The 17,068-nt window shown below is 41.9% G+C and carries 16 protein-coding genes; 1 reads left to right on the forward strand and 15 read right to left on the reverse strand.

Annotation, left to right across the window (positions count from 1 at the left end; translation table 11 throughout):
* Positions 1-11: 11 nt before the first annotated feature.
* The 14 genes from MHH86_RS25025 to MHH86_RS25090 all read right to left on the reverse strand — a co-directional run bounded on the left by MHH86_RS25025 (position 12) and on the right by MHH86_RS25090 (position 15,224).
* Positions 12-1,448, reverse strand: a complete 1,437-nt coding sequence (locus tag MHH86_RS25025) for an extracellular solute-binding protein (protein ID WP_076146377.1) — start codon at positions 1,446-1,448, stop codon at positions 12-14.
* A 74-nt stretch (positions 1,449-1,522) separates the two neighbouring features.
* Positions 1,523-4,096, reverse strand: a complete 2,574-nt coding sequence (locus MHH86_RS25030; RefSeq protein ID WP_081384405.1) for an alpha-L-arabinofuranosidase C-terminal domain-containing protein — start codon at positions 4,094-4,096, stop codon at positions 1,523-1,525.
* Positions 4,097-4,565: 469 nt separating this feature from the next.
* Positions 4,566-5,318, reverse strand: coding sequence for an ABC transporter permease (locus tag MHH86_RS25035; protein WP_036679634.1), 753 nt, complete (start codon positions 5,316-5,318; stop codon positions 4,566-4,568).
* The gene (locus MHH86_RS25040; protein WP_076316849.1) at positions 5,312-6,088 is read right to left on the reverse strand and encodes an ABC transporter ATP-binding protein; all 777 of its coding nucleotides are present in this window, start codon (positions 6,086-6,088) and stop codon (positions 5,312-5,314) included. The genes MHH86_RS25035 and MHH86_RS25040 overlap by 7 nt, the downstream gene beginning before the upstream one ends.
* A complete protein-coding gene (locus MHH86_RS25045; RefSeq protein ID WP_143766139.1) occupies positions 6,069-7,061 on the reverse strand; it encodes a MetQ/NlpA family ABC transporter substrate-binding protein in 993 nt (330 codons plus the stop codon). The genes MHH86_RS25040 and MHH86_RS25045 overlap by 20 nt, the downstream gene beginning before the upstream one ends.
* A gap of 236 nt (positions 7,062-7,297) precedes the next feature.
* Complete coding sequence (locus tag MHH86_RS25050) at positions 7,298-7,771, reverse strand: YhcH/YjgK/YiaL family protein (RefSeq protein ID WP_036679640.1); 474 nt, start codon at positions 7,769-7,771, stop codon at positions 7,298-7,300.
* 30 nt (positions 7,772-7,801) lie between these two features.
* On the reverse strand, positions 7,802-8,656 hold the full coding sequence (locus MHH86_RS25055; RefSeq protein WP_051491079.1) for a MurR/RpiR family transcriptional regulator: 855 nt from the start codon (positions 8,654-8,656) through the stop codon (positions 7,802-7,804).
* A 23-nt stretch (positions 8,657-8,679) separates the two neighbouring features.
* The gene (locus MHH86_RS25060; RefSeq protein ID WP_036679643.1) at positions 8,680-9,558 is read right to left on the reverse strand and encodes an ROK family protein; all 879 of its coding nucleotides are present in this window, start codon (positions 9,556-9,558) and stop codon (positions 8,680-8,682) included.
* A 23-nt stretch (positions 9,559-9,581) separates the two neighbouring features.
* A complete protein-coding gene (locus MHH86_RS25065; protein ID WP_076141531.1) occupies positions 9,582-10,271 on the reverse strand; it encodes an N-acetylmannosamine-6-phosphate 2-epimerase in 690 nt (229 codons plus the stop codon).
* Between the two features lie 24 nt (positions 10,272-10,295).
* Entirely contained in the window at positions 10,296-11,138 is an 843-nt protein-coding gene (locus MHH86_RS25070) for a carbohydrate ABC transporter permease (RefSeq protein ID WP_080742596.1), read from the reverse strand.
* 13 nt (positions 11,139-11,151) lie between these two features.
* The gene (locus tag MHH86_RS25075) at positions 11,152-12,027 is read right to left on the reverse strand and encodes a sugar ABC transporter permease (RefSeq protein ID WP_036679648.1); all 876 of its coding nucleotides are present in this window, start codon (positions 12,025-12,027) and stop codon (positions 11,152-11,154) included.
* 84 nt (positions 12,028-12,111) lie between these two features.
* Positions 12,112-13,518, reverse strand: coding sequence for an extracellular solute-binding protein (locus MHH86_RS25080; RefSeq protein ID WP_076316850.1), 1,407 nt, complete (start codon positions 13,516-13,518; stop codon positions 12,112-12,114).
* A 148-nt stretch (positions 13,519-13,666) separates the two neighbouring features.
* Positions 13,667-14,344, reverse strand: coding sequence for an SGNH/GDSL hydrolase family protein (locus tag MHH86_RS25085; RefSeq protein WP_218640732.1), 678 nt, complete (start codon positions 14,342-14,344; stop codon positions 13,667-13,669).
* Positions 14,313-15,224 (reverse strand): dihydrodipicolinate synthase family protein, encoded by a 912-nt coding sequence (locus tag MHH86_RS25090; RefSeq protein WP_038573110.1) that lies wholly within the window; start codon positions 15,222-15,224, stop codon positions 14,313-14,315. The genes MHH86_RS25085 and MHH86_RS25090 overlap by 32 nt, the downstream gene beginning before the upstream one ends.
* A gap of 507 nt (positions 15,225-15,731) precedes the next feature.
* Between MHH86_RS25090 and MHH86_RS25095 the strand changes: the two genes are divergently transcribed.
* Positions 15,732-15,917: a hypothetical protein gene (locus MHH86_RS25095; protein WP_036679656.1), complete on the forward strand. Its 186-nt coding sequence runs from the start codon at positions 15,732-15,734 to the stop codon at positions 15,915-15,917.
* Positions 15,918-16,117: 200 nt separating this feature from the next.
* Here MHH86_RS25095 and MHH86_RS25100 read toward each other — a convergent pair whose 3' ends face one another.
* The gene (locus tag MHH86_RS25100; protein WP_076316881.1) at positions 16,118-17,047 is read right to left on the reverse strand and encodes a phosphotransferase; all 930 of its coding nucleotides are present in this window, start codon (positions 17,045-17,047) and stop codon (positions 16,118-16,120) included.
* Between the last annotated feature and the right edge of the window lie 21 nt (positions 17,048-17,068).

Consider the following 17,068-nt stretch of genomic DNA (forward strand, 5'->3'; position numbering starts at 1 on the left):
ATTAGATTTCCTTACGGCTGCATTCCCATTGCCTTTTTAAAGGCAGCAATTTCTTTGGAAGCTTGCTTCAAGACATCATCACCAATTTTTTGAATAGCCGTCTTGGAATCTGTATTCTTAGCCAGTGCATCACCGATCGCCGTTATAAAGATTTCCCAGCCCTTGTTATCTACTGGTGTAAGGTGTTTGACAGGAATATCATTGCTTAATTGTTCATATAGTTTAAATTCCTCTTGCCCACCCAGATATTCATTTTTAGTGTTTGCGTACCAATCAAGACTGGAAATATCCTTGTAACCCGGCTGAATGGAATGTTTTGTCCAAATTTTCCAAGCATTTTCACTTCTCATGCTCCACTGAATGTAAGCCCATGCCGCTTCTTTATTTTTGCTTTGCGAAGGGATAACAAAGCTTGATCCGCCCATTCCCACGTTAATTCCTATTGGCAAACGGGTTACCTTCCATTTTCCGGAAAGCTCAGGGAATGTTTCCTGAAGTCCGCGCGCTCCGAATGAACCCGATACGACACCAACCAAATCACCTTTTAGAACTAGCTGTTTACCTTCGTCTGAGCCATAACCGATATGTGGTGCCCAGCCCAGCTGTTGTCCACGTTTTGTAATATCGAGAACCTTCACCATTTTGTCCGTATTACGTGTCCAGTTCATATCCTTATCAAAGTAACCGACTTCATCTCCTGCCCATACGATCGGGCCATCGCTCCACTCCATAAAATATTTACCGTTAGCTTTCAAAATTTGAGCCAAGTTCAAGAGATTCTCTTCATCTTGCATGTATTCACCGAGCTCAGCAGGATCACTTGGCAATCCAAGCTCTTCAAAAATGTCTGCACGGTAGTAATAAACCCCCGGGGTCATATCCCAAGGCATACCAAGCAGCTGTGAGCTGTCCGGTGTCATCCAACGTTCCCAGTTATACGGAACAACCAGATCTTTATATTTTCCAGCGTTATAAGGCTCTTCCAAAAGATTCTCCAAAACATTTCCCGCCATATAACGGTTCAACTGGTACATCTCTACTTCTGCTACGTCCGGTGCCCCGCTACCTGCGGCGATTGTGGTTTGCAGCTTGTCATGCAGGTCGCCAAAGGGCATAACTACCGTCTTCAGCTTAATACCAGGATATTCAGCCATAAATGCAGCGCCGACTTCATCAAATACTTTTTCATTAAAGGCCCAAACCGTAACTTCACCTTGAATGTCTTTGCTTGGCAGGTCGTTGGCAGGATCTGTTGCTTCCGTGCCCTCTGTAGCTGTTGCATTGGTTGGCTCACTAGCATTATTGGTTTTTTCAGTGTTCGTTTTTACGTTGTTAGATGCATTTTGATTCGTCGTTGAGCTTCCAGCGCTGCTACAGGCTGACAGAATAAGCACAAAAACCATTAACATACATACGACTAAACTGCTCGTTTTTCTTTGCGAAATCATAACCTAACCTCCCTATTAAATTGAACAAATAAATGCCTGTTTATAGTGAAGGAGTGAACTCCCTCCGTGACCAGCTATTTGCCCCCTTCCTTTAGTCTTAACACGGTCACGGAATATTTCGGGAATTCAAACTCCAGACTACCTTTGTCTACACTTATCTTTTGAGTTACAGGTGCCACCTTGTCAGGTTCAGCGAAGCTATTCTCAGCATTTAAATCGTCCGACTGAAGTACGGTAGCTGTTCCTCCCAGGCTTGATGTGGCAAGTCCGGCAAAAGAAACATCCGTGCGCTGAGCAGTGTCACCCGCATTAACGACTTTAACGATCAGCTCACCTGTGGCAAGATCACGACTCGCAGTTTGGAACAGCGGCCCTGCCGGACTTTCATCGTTCACCTCTTGTATAAGCTCATCGTCGAGATAGAGCCGGATATTAGCACCTGATAATTCAATGCGGATATCGTACAATTTCCCAGTCTCAATCCTTACAGGAACCGTTCTTCCGATGACTGCTCTTGTTCCACCTACTGATTTTTCAATCGCGCTCTGCGTATTTCCCCAGCCGCCAAGATTCCACCAATAGAAGTTGCCCTCATCTTTAGAGCCGAACATAATGAGCATGCCTTCTGCTCCGCCAGTCTTTTTCGCCTTAAGAGAAAGTGTATAATCACTCCATGAAGCCTCACCGGCAACTGCACGAATATCAATATCATTAGAAGTCTGCTTAAAAGTACCCTTGGATTGTTCCCAGTCCCCATTGTTTAGAGTCCAGGCTCCGGAATCCTTCTTGAAATGATCTTCAAAAAGAACGTCATCACCTTTCGCTACTCGTACATCGCTGTACTCTACCTGGGTGGCCCAAGTCCCCAAACCAATTCCACCTTGAATGGATTGCTTACCGGAGGTTTCTTCTTGTCCTAGAGCCACAAGTGAGGTTGGAAGAACTACATCCCCCTTATTGCTTCCGAACATCTGCTGCACATGATAAGAAGGTGTTCCGTAGCTAGTCGATGAATCAAACACAATAGCATCCGGGTTCCAAGTACGATCCTTCGTATTCACAAACAATGGAGCATAGGAGGACATTTTCACGATATCAGAATTCCGTTCCATGCCCATCATAAAAGCGGCCTCGCCGATTGCAGCGTTCAGATTGCCTTCTCCGGCACCCTTGGTCACCGCATACTCACCAACATAAATCTCAGGACCACTCCGGTCATAAGTATCGTATCTGTTCGAGTTGCTGAGGAACCATTCAGAGGTTTCATAGTAATGCTCATCAACCATTTCGATAGGTTCTCCTTCAACTGCCGCATTAGCAATGAGATGAATCTCTGGATACTGCTCTTTAATTGCCTTATAAAACAAGCCATAACGCTTAATATATTCACTCATCTGGAAATTGTTTTCGTTACCAATCTCTACATATTTCATATTAAAAGGCTCTGGATGACCATTGGCGGCTCTTTGTGCCCCCCATTTGCTAGTAACCGGTCCGTTTGCATATTCAATGGCGTCCAGCGCATCTTGTATCCACGGCTGAATTTCACTGACTGGAACGGTATTCTGCTTGGCTATAGGATCTCCGTTATGTGAAATCCCGATATAAGCTACATATAATGGTTCCGCTTTCAGATCTTCAGCCCATTGCAGATATTCGTGGAAGCCCAGCCCATCTGAGGAGCGATAATCCCAATATCCCTTATGACCGGGACGCGTCTCAATCGGTCCAATGGTATTCTTCCATTGATAAGCATCTGTTGGCGTTTTTCCTTCCACAAAACATCCCCCCGGAAAACGAACGAATGCGGGTTTCATCGCAGCTACCTTTTCAGCCAAATCGATGCGAAGTCCATTCTCTCTGTTGTTCCAAGTCTCAGGAAACAAAGACACCATATCGAGATAAACAGTACCTACATTTGCAGCAGAGATTACAATTCGTGCGTTTGCTACAGTACCTGTAGAAGTCAGTGTGTATGTATATGGATTCCATCCTTCTTTTAACTTATCAACGGTCTGTTCCGCATATAGCTCTTTGCCATCTGGGCTCTCTAACGTTATACGCAGTGGCATATTGTCCCCTGGCTCTGGCCGCGCATAGAAAGACAACTTGTAACTGGCATCCTTCGTCAAAGCAATCCCCCAGTAACCATTATTCACAGCAGATACCGAACCACCCTCGGCAGCAGATGATACTGTTAAAGCCATTGCCTGGGTCTGAGCCTCGTTCAAAAGCTTAGTGCTGGTCAGAGCAAGCTTCCCTTTACTCCCTCCTTTTTCATCAATCCACCAATTGAACAGTGTGACCGAACTATCCTCAAAGGAACGATTGGAAATCAGCTCTGCATATAGCCCTCCATCTCCCGCATGATTAATCTCTTCGAAAAAGGCTCCATACAACATCGGGCTGATCTTAGCTCCCGGATTGGCCGTATCCACAGTCAACGTATATGCGGTTCCACTACTTGTGTTAGCTGCTGTCGCCGTTGGAAGAATTTCCTTTCCCGATTCCCCCGTTGCTTCTTTGGCAGACTCCTGAGACAGTGTTGCTGGATTTTCGTCCTTAGAAGCCCAATAATACGTCAGCCCGCCAATCACAATCACGAAAATCAGCACCGTAAGCCATAGCTTCCGTCCATATTTATTCAAAAATAATTACCCCCAACCTTTTATTAGCGTTTTCATTTTTATGAAGTGAATAGACACTTCCATTCGCATTAACTTAAAATCATTCCACAAAACCTAAATGAATCCGTTTCCATTGATAAAATACCATACTAAAATCTGGTTGTAAATAAATTAAACTAAACCTTTTTATACTTTTATGAATATAATTTCCAATAGATTTGCAAGAAATTAAGAGATTTATTAGTTTTTTTAAAATAAATTCCCTCTTTTCATCTCACCATCTTTATATTCCTCTAAAATAAACGGGGGTTTACAGCTATAAGTAAGTTTATTTTTCATTTTTTCCTCCATTTATTTTACTGTTTTATTTTTCCATTCAAATAATAATGAAATTAAAATTAATTTTATTCTCACCAAAAAATCATATAAAAAAAGCTCCCCTTTGCCTAAACTCGGGCAAAGGAAAGCTATAGTTATATCTCAACTAAATTTAATTCCGCCACTTCATAAACTTGTAATCAAGAAAATCAACAAGCAAGAAGAGAATAAAACCGACCAAGCTGAACAACATAATTCCCGCATACATCTCCGGATAATCTAATCTTAACCACGCATCCATGATGAAAAAGCCCATGCCGTGCTCTGTTCCATAAATCTCCGTAAAAAACAGTACAGATATCGCTGTCCCTAGCGAAATACGAATCGTACTCAAAATCACTGACAATGCACCCGGCAGTGTCACATGCCAGAACTTCTGCACAGCGCTGGCACCTATACTAGTTAAGACATCATAGGTATTGTCCGGAATAGCCTTAACCCCATCCCTTACAGAGATGATGATCTGAAACAATAGAATCAGCATGATCATTAGGATTTTGGACGTTTCCCCAAGCCCGAAGAACAGCATCACTACTGGAAGCAGGGCAATTTTGGGAACCGGATAGGTCAAGTAAACCACAGGGTCCAGCAGTTTGTTCCAGGTCAACGAACGTCCCATTAGAAGACCTATAAGCAGTCCAATAATTAACGCCATTACCACACCTGCAAAAATTCTGAACAAGCTATACCCTACATTTATAGCAATATCCTGCGCCCCTAACTGAAACATCGCTTTATATACAGCAAAGGGACTTGGCAAAATCGAATGATTCATAAGTAAAAATGCGATATACCAGACTACATTCATACAGACAAATACAAATAGAAGCCTTACTAGATGATGAAGTCGACGTTTGTTTACCATATCTCCTGCATTACCTTTCTAATCCGCTTAGTCTGCTCAAAGAAATCTACACTGTCCCGCTTATCCTCATGCTTCATATGAAACACCAACTGATTATCAATAATCTCAGGTTTAGTTTCTTTGTTGGAAGGCATGACAATAATCTTTTGCCCCAGCAGAATCGCTTCTTCCACATCATGAGTGACAAATAACGTAGTCGTAGGGTTAGCCAGCCAGTTATCTAAAAAGAGGACCTGCAGCGTTTCCCTTGTTATCGCATCGAGTGCAGAGAATGGCTCGTCCAGCAACAGAATAGTAGGCAAAATGGCAAAAGCTCTGGCAATCGCCACTCTTTGCTGCTGGCCTCCACTAAGGGATAAGGGATAACGTTCTGCTAAATCAGAGATCGCCATCGACGAAAGCCACTGCTTAATCTGCGTCTCCCGTTCTTGCTTGGATGAACTTGCCGTATGCGTAATCTTCATCGCTATCTGAATATTATCATGTACAGTCTTCCAAGGAAGAAGCCCGTAGTTCTGCGGCACCAGCCCGATTACCGTTTCTTTCCCATGCACAGATTTCTCATTAAAAAGAATGTGTCCCTGATAGCTAGGCAGCAAGCCCGCAATCGCCCGTAATAAAGTTGATTTTCCGCTGCCGGAGGGTCCGATAATGGTGTAAATCCCGTGCTCCGGCAAAGTTAAATCTACCTGACCCAAGGCCAATTGTCCGCTCTTATATTCTACTTTCAGATCCTTTATAACGAGTCCTTTATTTCTTGAATTGGACATCAGAAATCACATCTTCAGCCGAGATATTTTTGCTGAGCAAACCTTTTTCCCGTGCCCAAGCAAATGCGGCCTCTACTTCCTTCACATCCACTTGATAAGCTGGTACATAATCTGGTACCTTGATTTCATCTTTTAATGTTTCCGGATATCCTACTTCTTTGATTACAAGATCGATATATTCGGATTGCTCATGGGATTTCATATAAGCTACTGCTTCATCATATGCAGCATACATACTGCGGATAGCCTCTGCTTTGGCATCAATTGCAGTTTGCGGGAAAGCTAAAACGAACGGATTTACTCCCGCAGTTAGCGTTGAGCTCAGTACACGCAGCCCTGAGGTTTTGCCCATAGTTACAAAAGGTTCCGGCAAAATAGCCGCATCCGCCTTATTATTCTTAAGCAATTCTAAACGGGTCGGAATCTGTGGAACCTCTGTGACTGTAATATCATCTTCGGTCAGGCCCGCTTGTTTCAGCATCATTGCCACTGTATATTGTGTGGAGGTATTTTTGGACAAAATCACGGTTTTACCCTTCAAATCCTTCACATCCTGGATGGATTCATTTCCAGTCAGCAAATCAAACTCTCCAAAAGTTGTACTGGCGATCTTCACATCCAGTCCAGCCTCATTGTAAATGGAGATCGCAACCAGGTCAGCGCTTAGACCATCCAGCTTGCCTGCTTGAAAAGCTACATCCCGATCTTTGGCGCTTTTAAATGTTTGGATATCCAGCTCCACACCGTGGTTTTTATCGAAACCTTGTTCATGTGCGATGATAAAAGGAATAGCATCAATCGAGGGCAATAAACCTAGCGACAAGGAGGTAACTTCTTTTGCAGCCTCTGGAGCAGCTGCCTCTGACGATTCTGTATTTGTATTATTTTTCGAACCACAGCCGACTGCAAGTGCAGCGATGACAACAACCATCATAGATAACAACAACATTCTCTTTAGACCTTTATTCTTCATTTAACTCTCCTGCCTCCATTATTCTTTCTATAGTGTAATTCTCTGTAATATTCTTTGCTCACTCATAAATGTGCATGCAAAAAAATCCTTAAGCTCTACAAAAAAAGCTTTAGGCATGTTAAGTTTACCACCAATCTTTATATTTTGTATATTTATAAATTTAGATATAAGTAAATAGAAGCGACGCAAAAAAAGCTGACAGCGGAATGGTTCCGCTACCAGCCTCAATCTCAATGTTATGGAGTTAGTAGATTTGTGTGGATTTTAATGACAGCCTTTTTAATCTGCTGCCCCGGTTGACCCATACCCGGTCTGTGAACATCATGAGGGAAAAAGACCGCGAACATGCCAGGCTTCAAAGATAACAATATTTCATCTGCTGATGGGGGATAAAGCGCATATTCTCCTTCGGCATCGTAAGGCTTAATGGGTTCGATCCCTTCTTGCAGGGTTGCCCAGCCAATCGTTTCTTCACCTTCGATCAGATAATGCACATCAATATAGGCCTCATGCTTCTCTGCGACTTGTTCCTCCAGCGATTTTGCCTCAAGAGCCATAATCGAAGCATACATTTCGTTCCCGCGAATTTCGATTCGTCCAAGATCAGGATCATGTTGTAAGATTACTTTCAATTCCTCGATAGCCTCAACAAAGACAGGATTCTCATACTTGATATGCTCTTCCCAAGATGACAAAGAACCTAAGATCATAGCTTTCCATTCCCCTCACATCTTAATGTACTAAACCAGTTTCTCACTGACTGCTGAAGCTGTTGTTTCTTTATTAATTATGGATTGCTCACTAGTCTTCTTGAAATATTCTACATATAAAATATCAAGCAGATAGAGCTGCGATATCTTTGCAGATAATGAACCCCCTTGCAGCGGTCCTTCATTAGCACCACATAGCAGGGTCAGATCGGAGTACGAGGTTAGCGGTGACTTTTCAAACCTAGTAATGGATATTACTTTGGCTCCTCTTTCCTTTGCTTTTCTCGCAACCTCAATGCTATCCTTGGTCGAGCCGGAATAAGAAATCACAACAGCGACATCCCGGTTAGACATCAGTGCTGCCGACATCATCTGCAGATGTGAATCCATTAAACATTCCGTTTTGTTCGTAATGCGCATAAATTTAATTTTGGCTTCCATAGCTGTGACTAGAGAAGAGCCCACACCGAAAAATAATACACGTTCTGCATTAATCAAATACTCAATAGCCTCACTGATCTTCTGTATATCAATTAAATTATAGGTCTCGTTGAGTGCACTTACATTCGTGGTCAGCACTTTAGAAGCAACAGCTTCAATCGTATCATCCATCAGAATTTGATCGGTAAGCTGCGGGATCTCATTCTCCACAGTGATGCTATGTGCCAGTGCAATCTTGAACTCTTGATACCCTTTATAACTTAAAGATTTGCAAAATCGAAATATACTTGACTCCCCAACATCACATGCATCTGCAAGATCAGTAATCGACATGTAGACTACACTTCTCGTGTTCTCCAGTACGTAGTCCGCTACCTTCTTCTCCGTATTCGTCAAATTATTGTATTTAGAATGAATTGAAGAAAAAATACTGATTGTCCGCAAAAAAGCCCCTCCTTTTCAATAAATTAATGTACGAATAAGGAGGAAGCTCCCAGCAGACCTGCCTTATTCCCTAATGAGGCTTTAACAATTCTCACTCCCGCAAAGCTTTCCATAAGCAAAGACTTCGTTCGTTCTTCTACCCTTCGAACCAAATCTTCTTGTTCCATTACGCCGCCACCAATAATAATCGCGGATGGATTGAAGATATGCGTGATAGAAGCTAAACCAACAGCCACTTCAGTAATCCATAGATCTAAAATACGTTCAAGCTGCTCATTTCCGCTCTGTATTTTATCAAATAAGGCTTTTCCATCCGTGCATTCGGGATCTGCCAGTTGAGCCATCTTGACTAAAGCTGTGGTTGAAGCGTGTTTTTCATAATATGGCAGTCCTTCTACTCCGGATGTGGCCGACAATGGGTGAGTAAAGATATGGCCAAATTCAGCCGCTACCCCATTAGCCCCTTTGTAGATTTGGCGATTAATGACGATTGCACCGCCAATGCCTGTGCCAAAGGTTAGACATAAGAAATTGTTAAAGCTCTGAGCAGCTCCATAATAAGCTTCGCCTAATGCAGCTGAATTCACATCGTTCTCTACCATAACAGGTTTATGAAAATGATGGGTGACAATATCCTTAATTTTCATTCCAGTATATCTAGGTATATTTTCGTTAGCATAGACAATAAATCCTTCTTCTGCATTAACTTGGCCCGCGGTGCTTATGGCAATGGCATCAAAATGATCGTATTCTGCAATCTTCTCCAGCGTTCTTGAGATTACATGAGGTCCCCCCAAGTAGCTTTCTGTTGCATACTCCTTGAAGTCATGTACATTCCCCTGTTTATCGCATATACACATCTTGGTATTGGTACCGCCAACATCTACGGCTACAATCCTCATTTCCATCTACCCTCTCTGGCGTTCTACTGAATAGCGTTCACAAACCGTTTCGTAATCTCCATCGGTCTCGTGATCGCAGAGCCAACCACTGCTGAATACACACCTAAATCAAACATGGTCTTTAATTCTTCAGGAGTGGAAACCCCACCTTCAGCTATAACGGGAACAGAGAAGTTGTTGACGATTTGTTGAACCAATTCAAAATCTGGCAAGTTGCGGCCTTTAGTAGCCTCTGTATAACCGCTCAAGGTAGTTCCAATCAGATCAAATCCCAGCTCAACAGCCTTCGCAGCTTCCGCAAATGTAGAACAATCCGCCATAAACAGTTGATCTTTGTAGGTCTCTTTTAAAAGTGGAAAAAGTTCAGAAATAGTAGATCCGTCCGGGCGAATACGGTCTGTAGCATCCATAGCAATGATATCTACCCCTTCGCGGTACAGCTCATCGACTTCCTTTTGAGTGGGTGTAATAAAGACTTCAGAGCCTTCATACACCTTTTTGATTATCCCAATGATCGGCAGATCCACTTGCTTTTTGATTTCTTGAATATCCGCTACGCTGTTTGCCCGAATTCCAGAAGCCCCGCCTAAGTAAGCAGCATAAGCCATTCTCCCCATAATAAACGGGCTATGCAGCGGTTCTTCTGGTAAGGCTTGACTGGAGACGACTAATTTATGTTTTATTTTTTTAAGTACATTATTTTCAGTATTCATCAGTAACCCACTCCACATTTTTATTTATTCTTTAACTGCTCCTGCCGTAATCCCATTGGTGAAGAACCGTTGGAATAACATGAACACTAGCAACATCGGAATTGCAGCGATGGTAGCTCCGGCCATTTTATAAGCGAAATTAGGATTCAAATCCTGCATTAAGGTCGCAGTACCAACCATTAATGTTTTCATTTTGTTCTCTTGGCCTATAACCAGCTGCCACAAATAATCATTCCAGACTTGCACGAAATTTAGAATAAATAAGGCTCCAATACCAGGTTTGACAATAGGCAACATGATGCGCGTGAAGATTCTCCATTCATTTGCACCATCTATTCTCCCGGCTTCTCTTAAGGCATTAGGGGTTAAGTCGAAGAATCCCTTTAATAGGAACACTCCAAATGCACCCGCCACGTTCGGCCAAATCATACCGTTATAACTATTTACCATTCCAAATTGTTGGGTGATCCGGAATAAGGGTACAATCATAATTTCTTTAGGAATCATCAAGCTTGATATAAAGATAATGAAGATTATATTTTTACCTTTAAAATTAATCTTTGAGAATGCATAGGCGGCCATAGAGCCTACAACAATAACCAAAATAGTAGAAACACCTGATACATAAATACTATTAAACGTCCATCTTAAAGCCGGCTGGTTCTGAAATACATCCACATAGTTGGAGAATGTAATCGATTTGGGCCACCAGTCTGGAGGCATCTTCACAACATCCGAGCTGTTCTTGAGTGAACTTGTGAATAACCAATATAGTGGAAAAAGATTAAGGAGTGCGAAGAGGATAATGATCACATTCGATATCACATCAAACTTCTCTCTCTTTTTCTTGTTTTTAATCTTCGACATGTTGTATTCCCCCTCACTTCACCTTAATCATGCTTCGTAGCTGTGGCACAGACAATATCAATGTAATCACGAACATGATAACCCCTACCGCAGAAGCTACGCCGAGTTGGTTATATTTAAAGGCATTATTATAAAGGTAGTACATCAGTGTTACGGAGGAATTGTTCGGTCCGCCACCGGTCAGTAACTGAATGACTACAAAGATTTTTAATACGGCAATAATATTGATAATCGTAATATAAGTTGTTGTAGGTCCTACCGAAGGAATCAGGATCTTTGATATCACTTGCCATCTGCTAGCACCGTCGATTTCGGCTGCTTCAAAAAGCTCTTTCGAGACACCAATCATCGCAGCTATATACAGAATAATTGCCTGGCCCACGTTAGTTGCGAAGGTTACAAATATCACGACTGGCAGAACCGTCTTTGGATTTCCCAGCAGATTAATCGTCCCTAGCCCCATATCTTTATATAGATAAGAGATAAGTCCGTTAGCCGGATTCAGCAAAAAGCTCCAGACCATACTCATAACCACCATGGACACCATTACCGGGATATAATAACTTCCTCTAATAAAGGAAACGTACTTAGCATTCTTATCAAATACCGCAGAGGCTACGAACAATGCAAACCCCACTGTAAGTAGAACGATAAATATTACGAACACAACGGTGTTGATGGTAGCCTTAAAAAATACCGGATCATTAAACAATGTGGTGTAATTGGCAAAACCCACAAATTTCTCACTGTCATAATTAATCTGGTATAGACTCAGCCGCATCCCTTCTAAGATCGGATAGACAAGAAAGGCTAAGAATACTATCATCTGAGGTAAAATAAACAGATAACCTGTAATATTCTCTTTTAGGTAATTACTACGTAGTTTCATATCGTTTACCTTTCTAATTAACAGCCCCAGAGTCTCTTCAGACCCTAAAGGCTGTCAATCGTGTATTGTTTATCTGGTCTTAGATTATTGGAAAATTACAGAGCCAGCTTTATTGGTCTCAATCACCTTGTTGCCACTTGCCTGATAATCTTGCACAAACTGTTCCGGTGTCTTAGCTCCCATGTAAAGTGCTTGTAGCTCTGGATATAAAACCTCTCTTAATTGGCTGTATCCTGGAACGTTGCCTGTGAAGTTGAACAAATATTTAGAGTTGGCATCGTAAGCTGCAAACAGTGGATTCTCCGCTTTAAGTGCTTCGGCTACAGAACTTCTTACAGGAATACCATTCTTAGAGGATTTAACTAACTCAGGATCGCTTGAGAAGAACTTCACGAAATCCTTAGCTACTTCAGTCTTCTTAGCATCTTTGGACTTGAATACACTAGCGCCTACTACATAAGTAAAGGATAGAGGATCTCCGCTTTCCGACGGAATATTAGCAAGTCTCATATCAAATTTCGCCGCCGTACCATCCGCCATATTAGCTTTCGTACCATTAAACAGAATCGGGTTAGTGAAACTGATCGCTAATTGCTGATTTTGGAACATAGCATTGGCATCATTAGAAGAAACAGATTCTGCTCCTGGATTTGTATATCCGCCGTCATATAGGTTTTTCAGCCAAGTTGCAGCTTTAACTCCGTTCTCATCGTTCAGGACAATGTTGCCTTGATCATCAAAGAACTTATTGCCGAACATTCTCATATAGGCAAGGTTCCATGTATCGCCCTGATTATTTACAGCGAATAATGCCATTGGATATGCATTCGAATACTTATCCTTCGGCAGATTGTTTTTCAGACCCTCAAGAATTTGTTGATATTCATCCAAGTTCCAAGTTTTGATTTCGGATTCTTCACCCACAAACTTTTCTAAGCCTGCTGCTTTAAACATGTCCGCGTTGTAAACCAAGGTGCCTGGGTTGTGCTGGAATGGATAGAAATAAATATCTTCTCCGAACGTTACAGCGTCCCAGTAGTTTTGAGCAATATCGCTTTTCGCGTCTTCATCAATGATGTCGGTCAAAGGAACCAATGCTCCACGGTGAACGTAATCCCCCATCGGGAATACACTCTCAAAGAACACATCTGGAGGTGTTCCTCCGCTTAAGTTAACGTTAAGCAATTGATCGCGCTGATCTCCAGCAATGACCTCTATTTGAATATCCGCATCATATTTATCATATTGTGCTTTGAATTTCTCAGCGGCGTGCTTTAGGAAGCTATCATAGTCCGCGCCTGCCTCCGTGGCATCCACAACACCCTTCCACTGTGGAGTCAGCCATACTCTGATCCCCACTTTTTCCTTCCCAGATGCAGAAGAATTATCGGATGTATTAGAGCTCGCAGCATTGTTACCTGAGCAACCTGAAATTAAAGAAATAATCACCATTAGCGCAAGCATTGTCGAGAGTAAACGTTTTTTCTTCATTTATAAACCTCCCTAAAAGTTTTGTAAGCATTAACTTCTCTGAATCGCGTCGTACAAAACTCGCTTCGAAAGCATACGCTTAAAGTTTTGTAAGCATTAACTTCTCTGAATCGCGTCGTACAAAACTCACTTCGAAAGCATAGAACCCTTAATTTAAAATCCGTTTGGTATGGTATTGCACTAAATCGGCCATGCTGCGATGTCCTTGCGGATCAAGATGCATATAATCAATTTCATTCATCGATACATGATCTCTGGAGTCTATAAAGTGGATGCCAGTTTCCGTTAGTAAAGCTGCAAGATGCTCAGCGAGCTCCATAGACTTCTCACTACATCCGCTACCCATTGGTTTGCCAATAGGGGTATGAATATACTCTGCTCCAATCGGAGGGGGCGCGATTACTAGAACCTCTGGAGCCTTCCCCTCGGGTCCTGCACCGCTATCTTTAGCTTTAAGAGCCAACCTAACAATACCTTGTGCGATGTTATAAGAAGTTAGTCCAAATCTTTCTTTTGTATCATTGGTCCCAAGCATGATCACAACCAAGTCTAATGGCGAATGTGACATCAGGCAGGGATAAATATAGGAGATTCCAGAAAGTCCTTCAAATAGAGGGTCCTCACTGACACTTGTTCTGCCGGGAAGCCCTTCTTCGATCATTCGGTAGGCGTCACCCAATTCTGTATGAAGAATTCCCGTCCAACGAATATCATCCTTAAATCTGCGGTCTGTCTCTGCGTCGTAGCCCCAAGTATTAGAATCGCCAAAGCATACGATGGATTTCTTCATTATCTTAACCGCAATATCTTTCAATAGCTTGATCAATCAATTTCATAATGTCTGCGATCGGACCAGCATCCTCAGCGGCTACTGCCTCAAGCGGTGCTCTTACGCTGCCAATGTTTACGCCTCTTAATTTTAGAATCTCTTTTATTCCGGCATACATGGCACCTTTCAGCGAACAAAGGGCGATGATAATATCGTTGATATCGCTTTGAATTTGTCCAGCTTCTTCGAACTTACCAGCCTTAACAAATTCATTAGCTTGCAGGAACAGCTCAGGCATAACCGCATAGGTTCCACCGATTCCCGCATCCGCTCCCATGATTCTTCCCGCAACATATTGTTCATCCGGTCCATTAAATACCACTACATCTTTTCCACCCACTCTTTTGAATCTTTCAATATCCATAGTCGGCATGGAGGAGTTCTTCACACCAATCACCTTTTTGTTCGCAAGCAGCTTCTCAAATAAGGAAGGAGTCAGTGTATATCCAGTAGTCTGAGGGATGTTGTAGATAATGAAGCTAAGAGGGGTTGCCTCCATAATCTCGCTCCAATATTTATAGACCGCACTATCAGGTAACTTGAAATATATAGGCGGGATTGCGGATAATGCATCGTATCCTAAGGTTGCAGCATGTTTCGCTAACTCAATGCTATCTCTAGTCGAAGGGGCACCCACGTGGGCAATCAGTGTCATTTTACCTTTCAGGTTACTAGCTACGTAGCTTAGTACCGCTTTGCGTTCGTCGAGACTCTGGTAAATACATTCTCCTGAGCTGCCTCCCACATATACACCTTGAACTCCTTTTTCAAATAAGTAATCACATAAAGCATGCGTCCGGGATTCCGAAATATTTCCTTGATCGTCATAGCAGGCATAAAAGGCAGGTATAATTCCGTGGAACTTTGTGAGTGTCATTGTTAATCCCCCTTAAGTTGTGAGCGGTTTCTTTTCTACATAACCAAAATATCATTATATTTTGGTTTTGTAAATTATTTTCTCTATTTTTAGAAAAATAAAATTTATTTCCACCAATCCTATTTATGATTAGCAAAATAATGGTTTTCAGTGCAACTCGCAGCTAATAATCATTTATTTTTCCATATTCATTAGAAAATAATCCTGTAAATATTCCACCCTAAATTTATTTCTTCAGGGTAGTATTTGTTGGATATACGGATGTAAAAAAATTTAAAAAAGTGGTACTAATGAGTATCCTTTCAGCTTCACTAAAAATGTCTCCTACAGGGAGACACTTCTCTCCAGATGAAGCACAAAACCTAAATAACACACAATGTTCACTGAATAATCTGTGTTTTTCAGACGGACACACCTTTTAAAAAATGGAGTTTAGGATTATAATGAAAGCGTAAACAAAGAACTACAAAATCTATTTTGTTTCTTCGCCAAAGGAGGCTGGAGGAAATGCTAGCAGGACTTAAGGAACTTAAAAATTGGGTGACAGAAAACTGGAATCCAACATTGAATACAGGTAATGAGGACTACCGGAAAATGGAGTACTCCGTGGAGCGTCATCTCCACACTCCGCAATCTCCGAAACCACTTAGCTATGAAGAAGAGGCTCGCATCAAGACCGTTAAATTTCATTAACTAACCCTTCAGATAAAGATTGATTCATAACGAAGACATCAGACCGCCAGTTCTGGAAGCAACTCCAGTGGATGCGGTCTTTTATTATGCCTTGTAGTTGTATACCGAAAAAACCTCCTCCACCCTAAAGGGTGAAGAAGGCTAATAGGTTACATTCAAGGACATGGCAGTAGGTTATCAACCCAAACGCCTTGTTTAGTTCATCCTTCGATAAACCTCAGCGCGCGTTCCGATTGATAATCAGCTAGGCCTTGGGCGAATTGTTGGTCAGGAAATCCTCTATGTAGCAGCTTTAATCCACCTGAAGTTAAGGAGATATGATGGTGGAATTGATAAAATAACAGCCTATCATGATCCAGAGCATCGTTCTTTAAGTACCGATAGAAATCCCCAAAACGCATCTGCAAAAAACTATGCTCATGCTCAATATCATAAAACATTGCCCCTTCGATATCGATCAAAAAGGGTTCCAGTTTATCATTAACCATAACATGGTCAGGACCCAGTTCCCCGTGAATAAACCCATATTGCTGTCTGGGTTGAATTTTTGATTCAAGCTCGTACAACTTATCGAGCAGTTTGCTTTGATTAGACCTGATCTTCTCAATATGTTGGGAGGCATAGGCTAGCTGCACTTTCGCATTTTCCATTTGTAATAAATGACATTCGCTCATGCTGCTCTCGTTAGCATTTGCTTTCCCAAAAACATGCCTCTCGTTGGTATGCATAGCAGTAAGCATTTCCCCCACACGCTGAAAAACTTTATCTTGAACACGTGAATCGGGATGATGAAAATAGGTTTCTGCCATTCTTCCATCTATATATTCAACCAGAGCATAATCGAAAGAGTAACGATCTCTTGCCTTATTCAGATCATAAAGAGCAGGGGTCTGAATTCCATGTTGTGTTAAGTACCTGTTATTTAATTCGAATAAATGACTTCCATAGGATTGTTCATTTATATCTTCATTTGCTTTTTCTTCTTTAAAATAATTCATCGAAAGATCCCACACATACAAAACGCAGGAAAATCCATTACTGCACTCAATCTTGTAGACCACCTTTTGTGCACCGCCATGCATGCGCGAAACACGAGCAACGAAATAACTGCTGCCAAAAACCCTACTAATATAATCCTGTAAGTCAGCCTT

This window comes from Paenibacillus sp. FSL F4-0097 (genome assembly GCF_038593125.1).
In the GTDB taxonomy this organism is placed as follows: Bacteria; Bacillota; Bacilli; order Paenibacillales; family Paenibacillaceae; genus Paenibacillus_AQ; species Paenibacillus_AQ odorifer.

Excerpts from the sequence above, each read along its gene's own strand:
- MHH86_RS25025 (WP_076146377.1), bottom strand. The coding sequence starts at position 1,448 with ATGATTTCGCAAAGAAAAACGAGCAGTTTAGTCGTATGTATGTTAATG.
- MHH86_RS25060 (WP_036679643.1), bottom strand. The coding sequence starts at position 9,558 with ATGAGGATTGTAGCCGTAGATGTTGGCGGTACCAATACCAAGATGTGT.
- MHH86_RS25040 (WP_076316849.1), bottom strand. The coding sequence starts at position 6,088 with ATGTCCAATTCAAGAAATAAAGGACTCGTTATAAAGGATCTGAAAGTA.
- MHH86_RS25080 (WP_076316850.1), bottom strand. The coding sequence starts at position 13,518 with ATGAAGAAAAAACGTTTACTCTCGACAATGCTTGCGCTAATGGTGATT.
- MHH86_RS25075 (WP_036679648.1), bottom strand. The coding sequence starts at position 12,027 with ATGAAACTACGTAGTAATTACCTAAAAGAGAATATTACAGGTTATCTG.
- MHH86_RS25050 (WP_036679640.1), bottom strand. The coding sequence starts at position 7,771 with ATGATCTTAGGTTCTTTGTCATCTTGGGAAGAGCATATCAAGTATGAG.
- MHH86_RS25070 (WP_080742596.1), bottom strand. The coding sequence starts at position 11,138 with ATGTCGAAGATTAAAAACAAGAAAAAGAGAGAGAAGTTTGATGTGATA.
- MHH86_RS25090 (WP_038573110.1), bottom strand. The coding sequence starts at position 15,224 with ATGACACTCACAAAGTTCCACGGAATTATACCTGCCTTTTATGCCTGC.
- MHH86_RS25045 (WP_143766139.1), bottom strand. The coding sequence starts at position 7,061 with ATGAAGAATAAAGGTCTAAAGAGAATGTTGTTGTTATCTATGATGGTT.
- MHH86_RS25065 (WP_076141531.1), bottom strand. The coding sequence starts at position 10,271 with ATGAATACTGAAAATAATGTACTTAAAAAAATAAAACATAAATTAGTC.
- MHH86_RS25035 (WP_036679634.1), bottom strand. The coding sequence starts at position 5,318 with ATGGTAAACAAACGTCGACTTCATCATCTAGTAAGGCTTCTATTTGTA.
- MHH86_RS25095 (WP_036679656.1), top strand. The coding sequence starts at position 15,732 with ATGCTAGCAGGACTTAAGGAACTTAAAAATTGGGTGACAGAAAACTGG.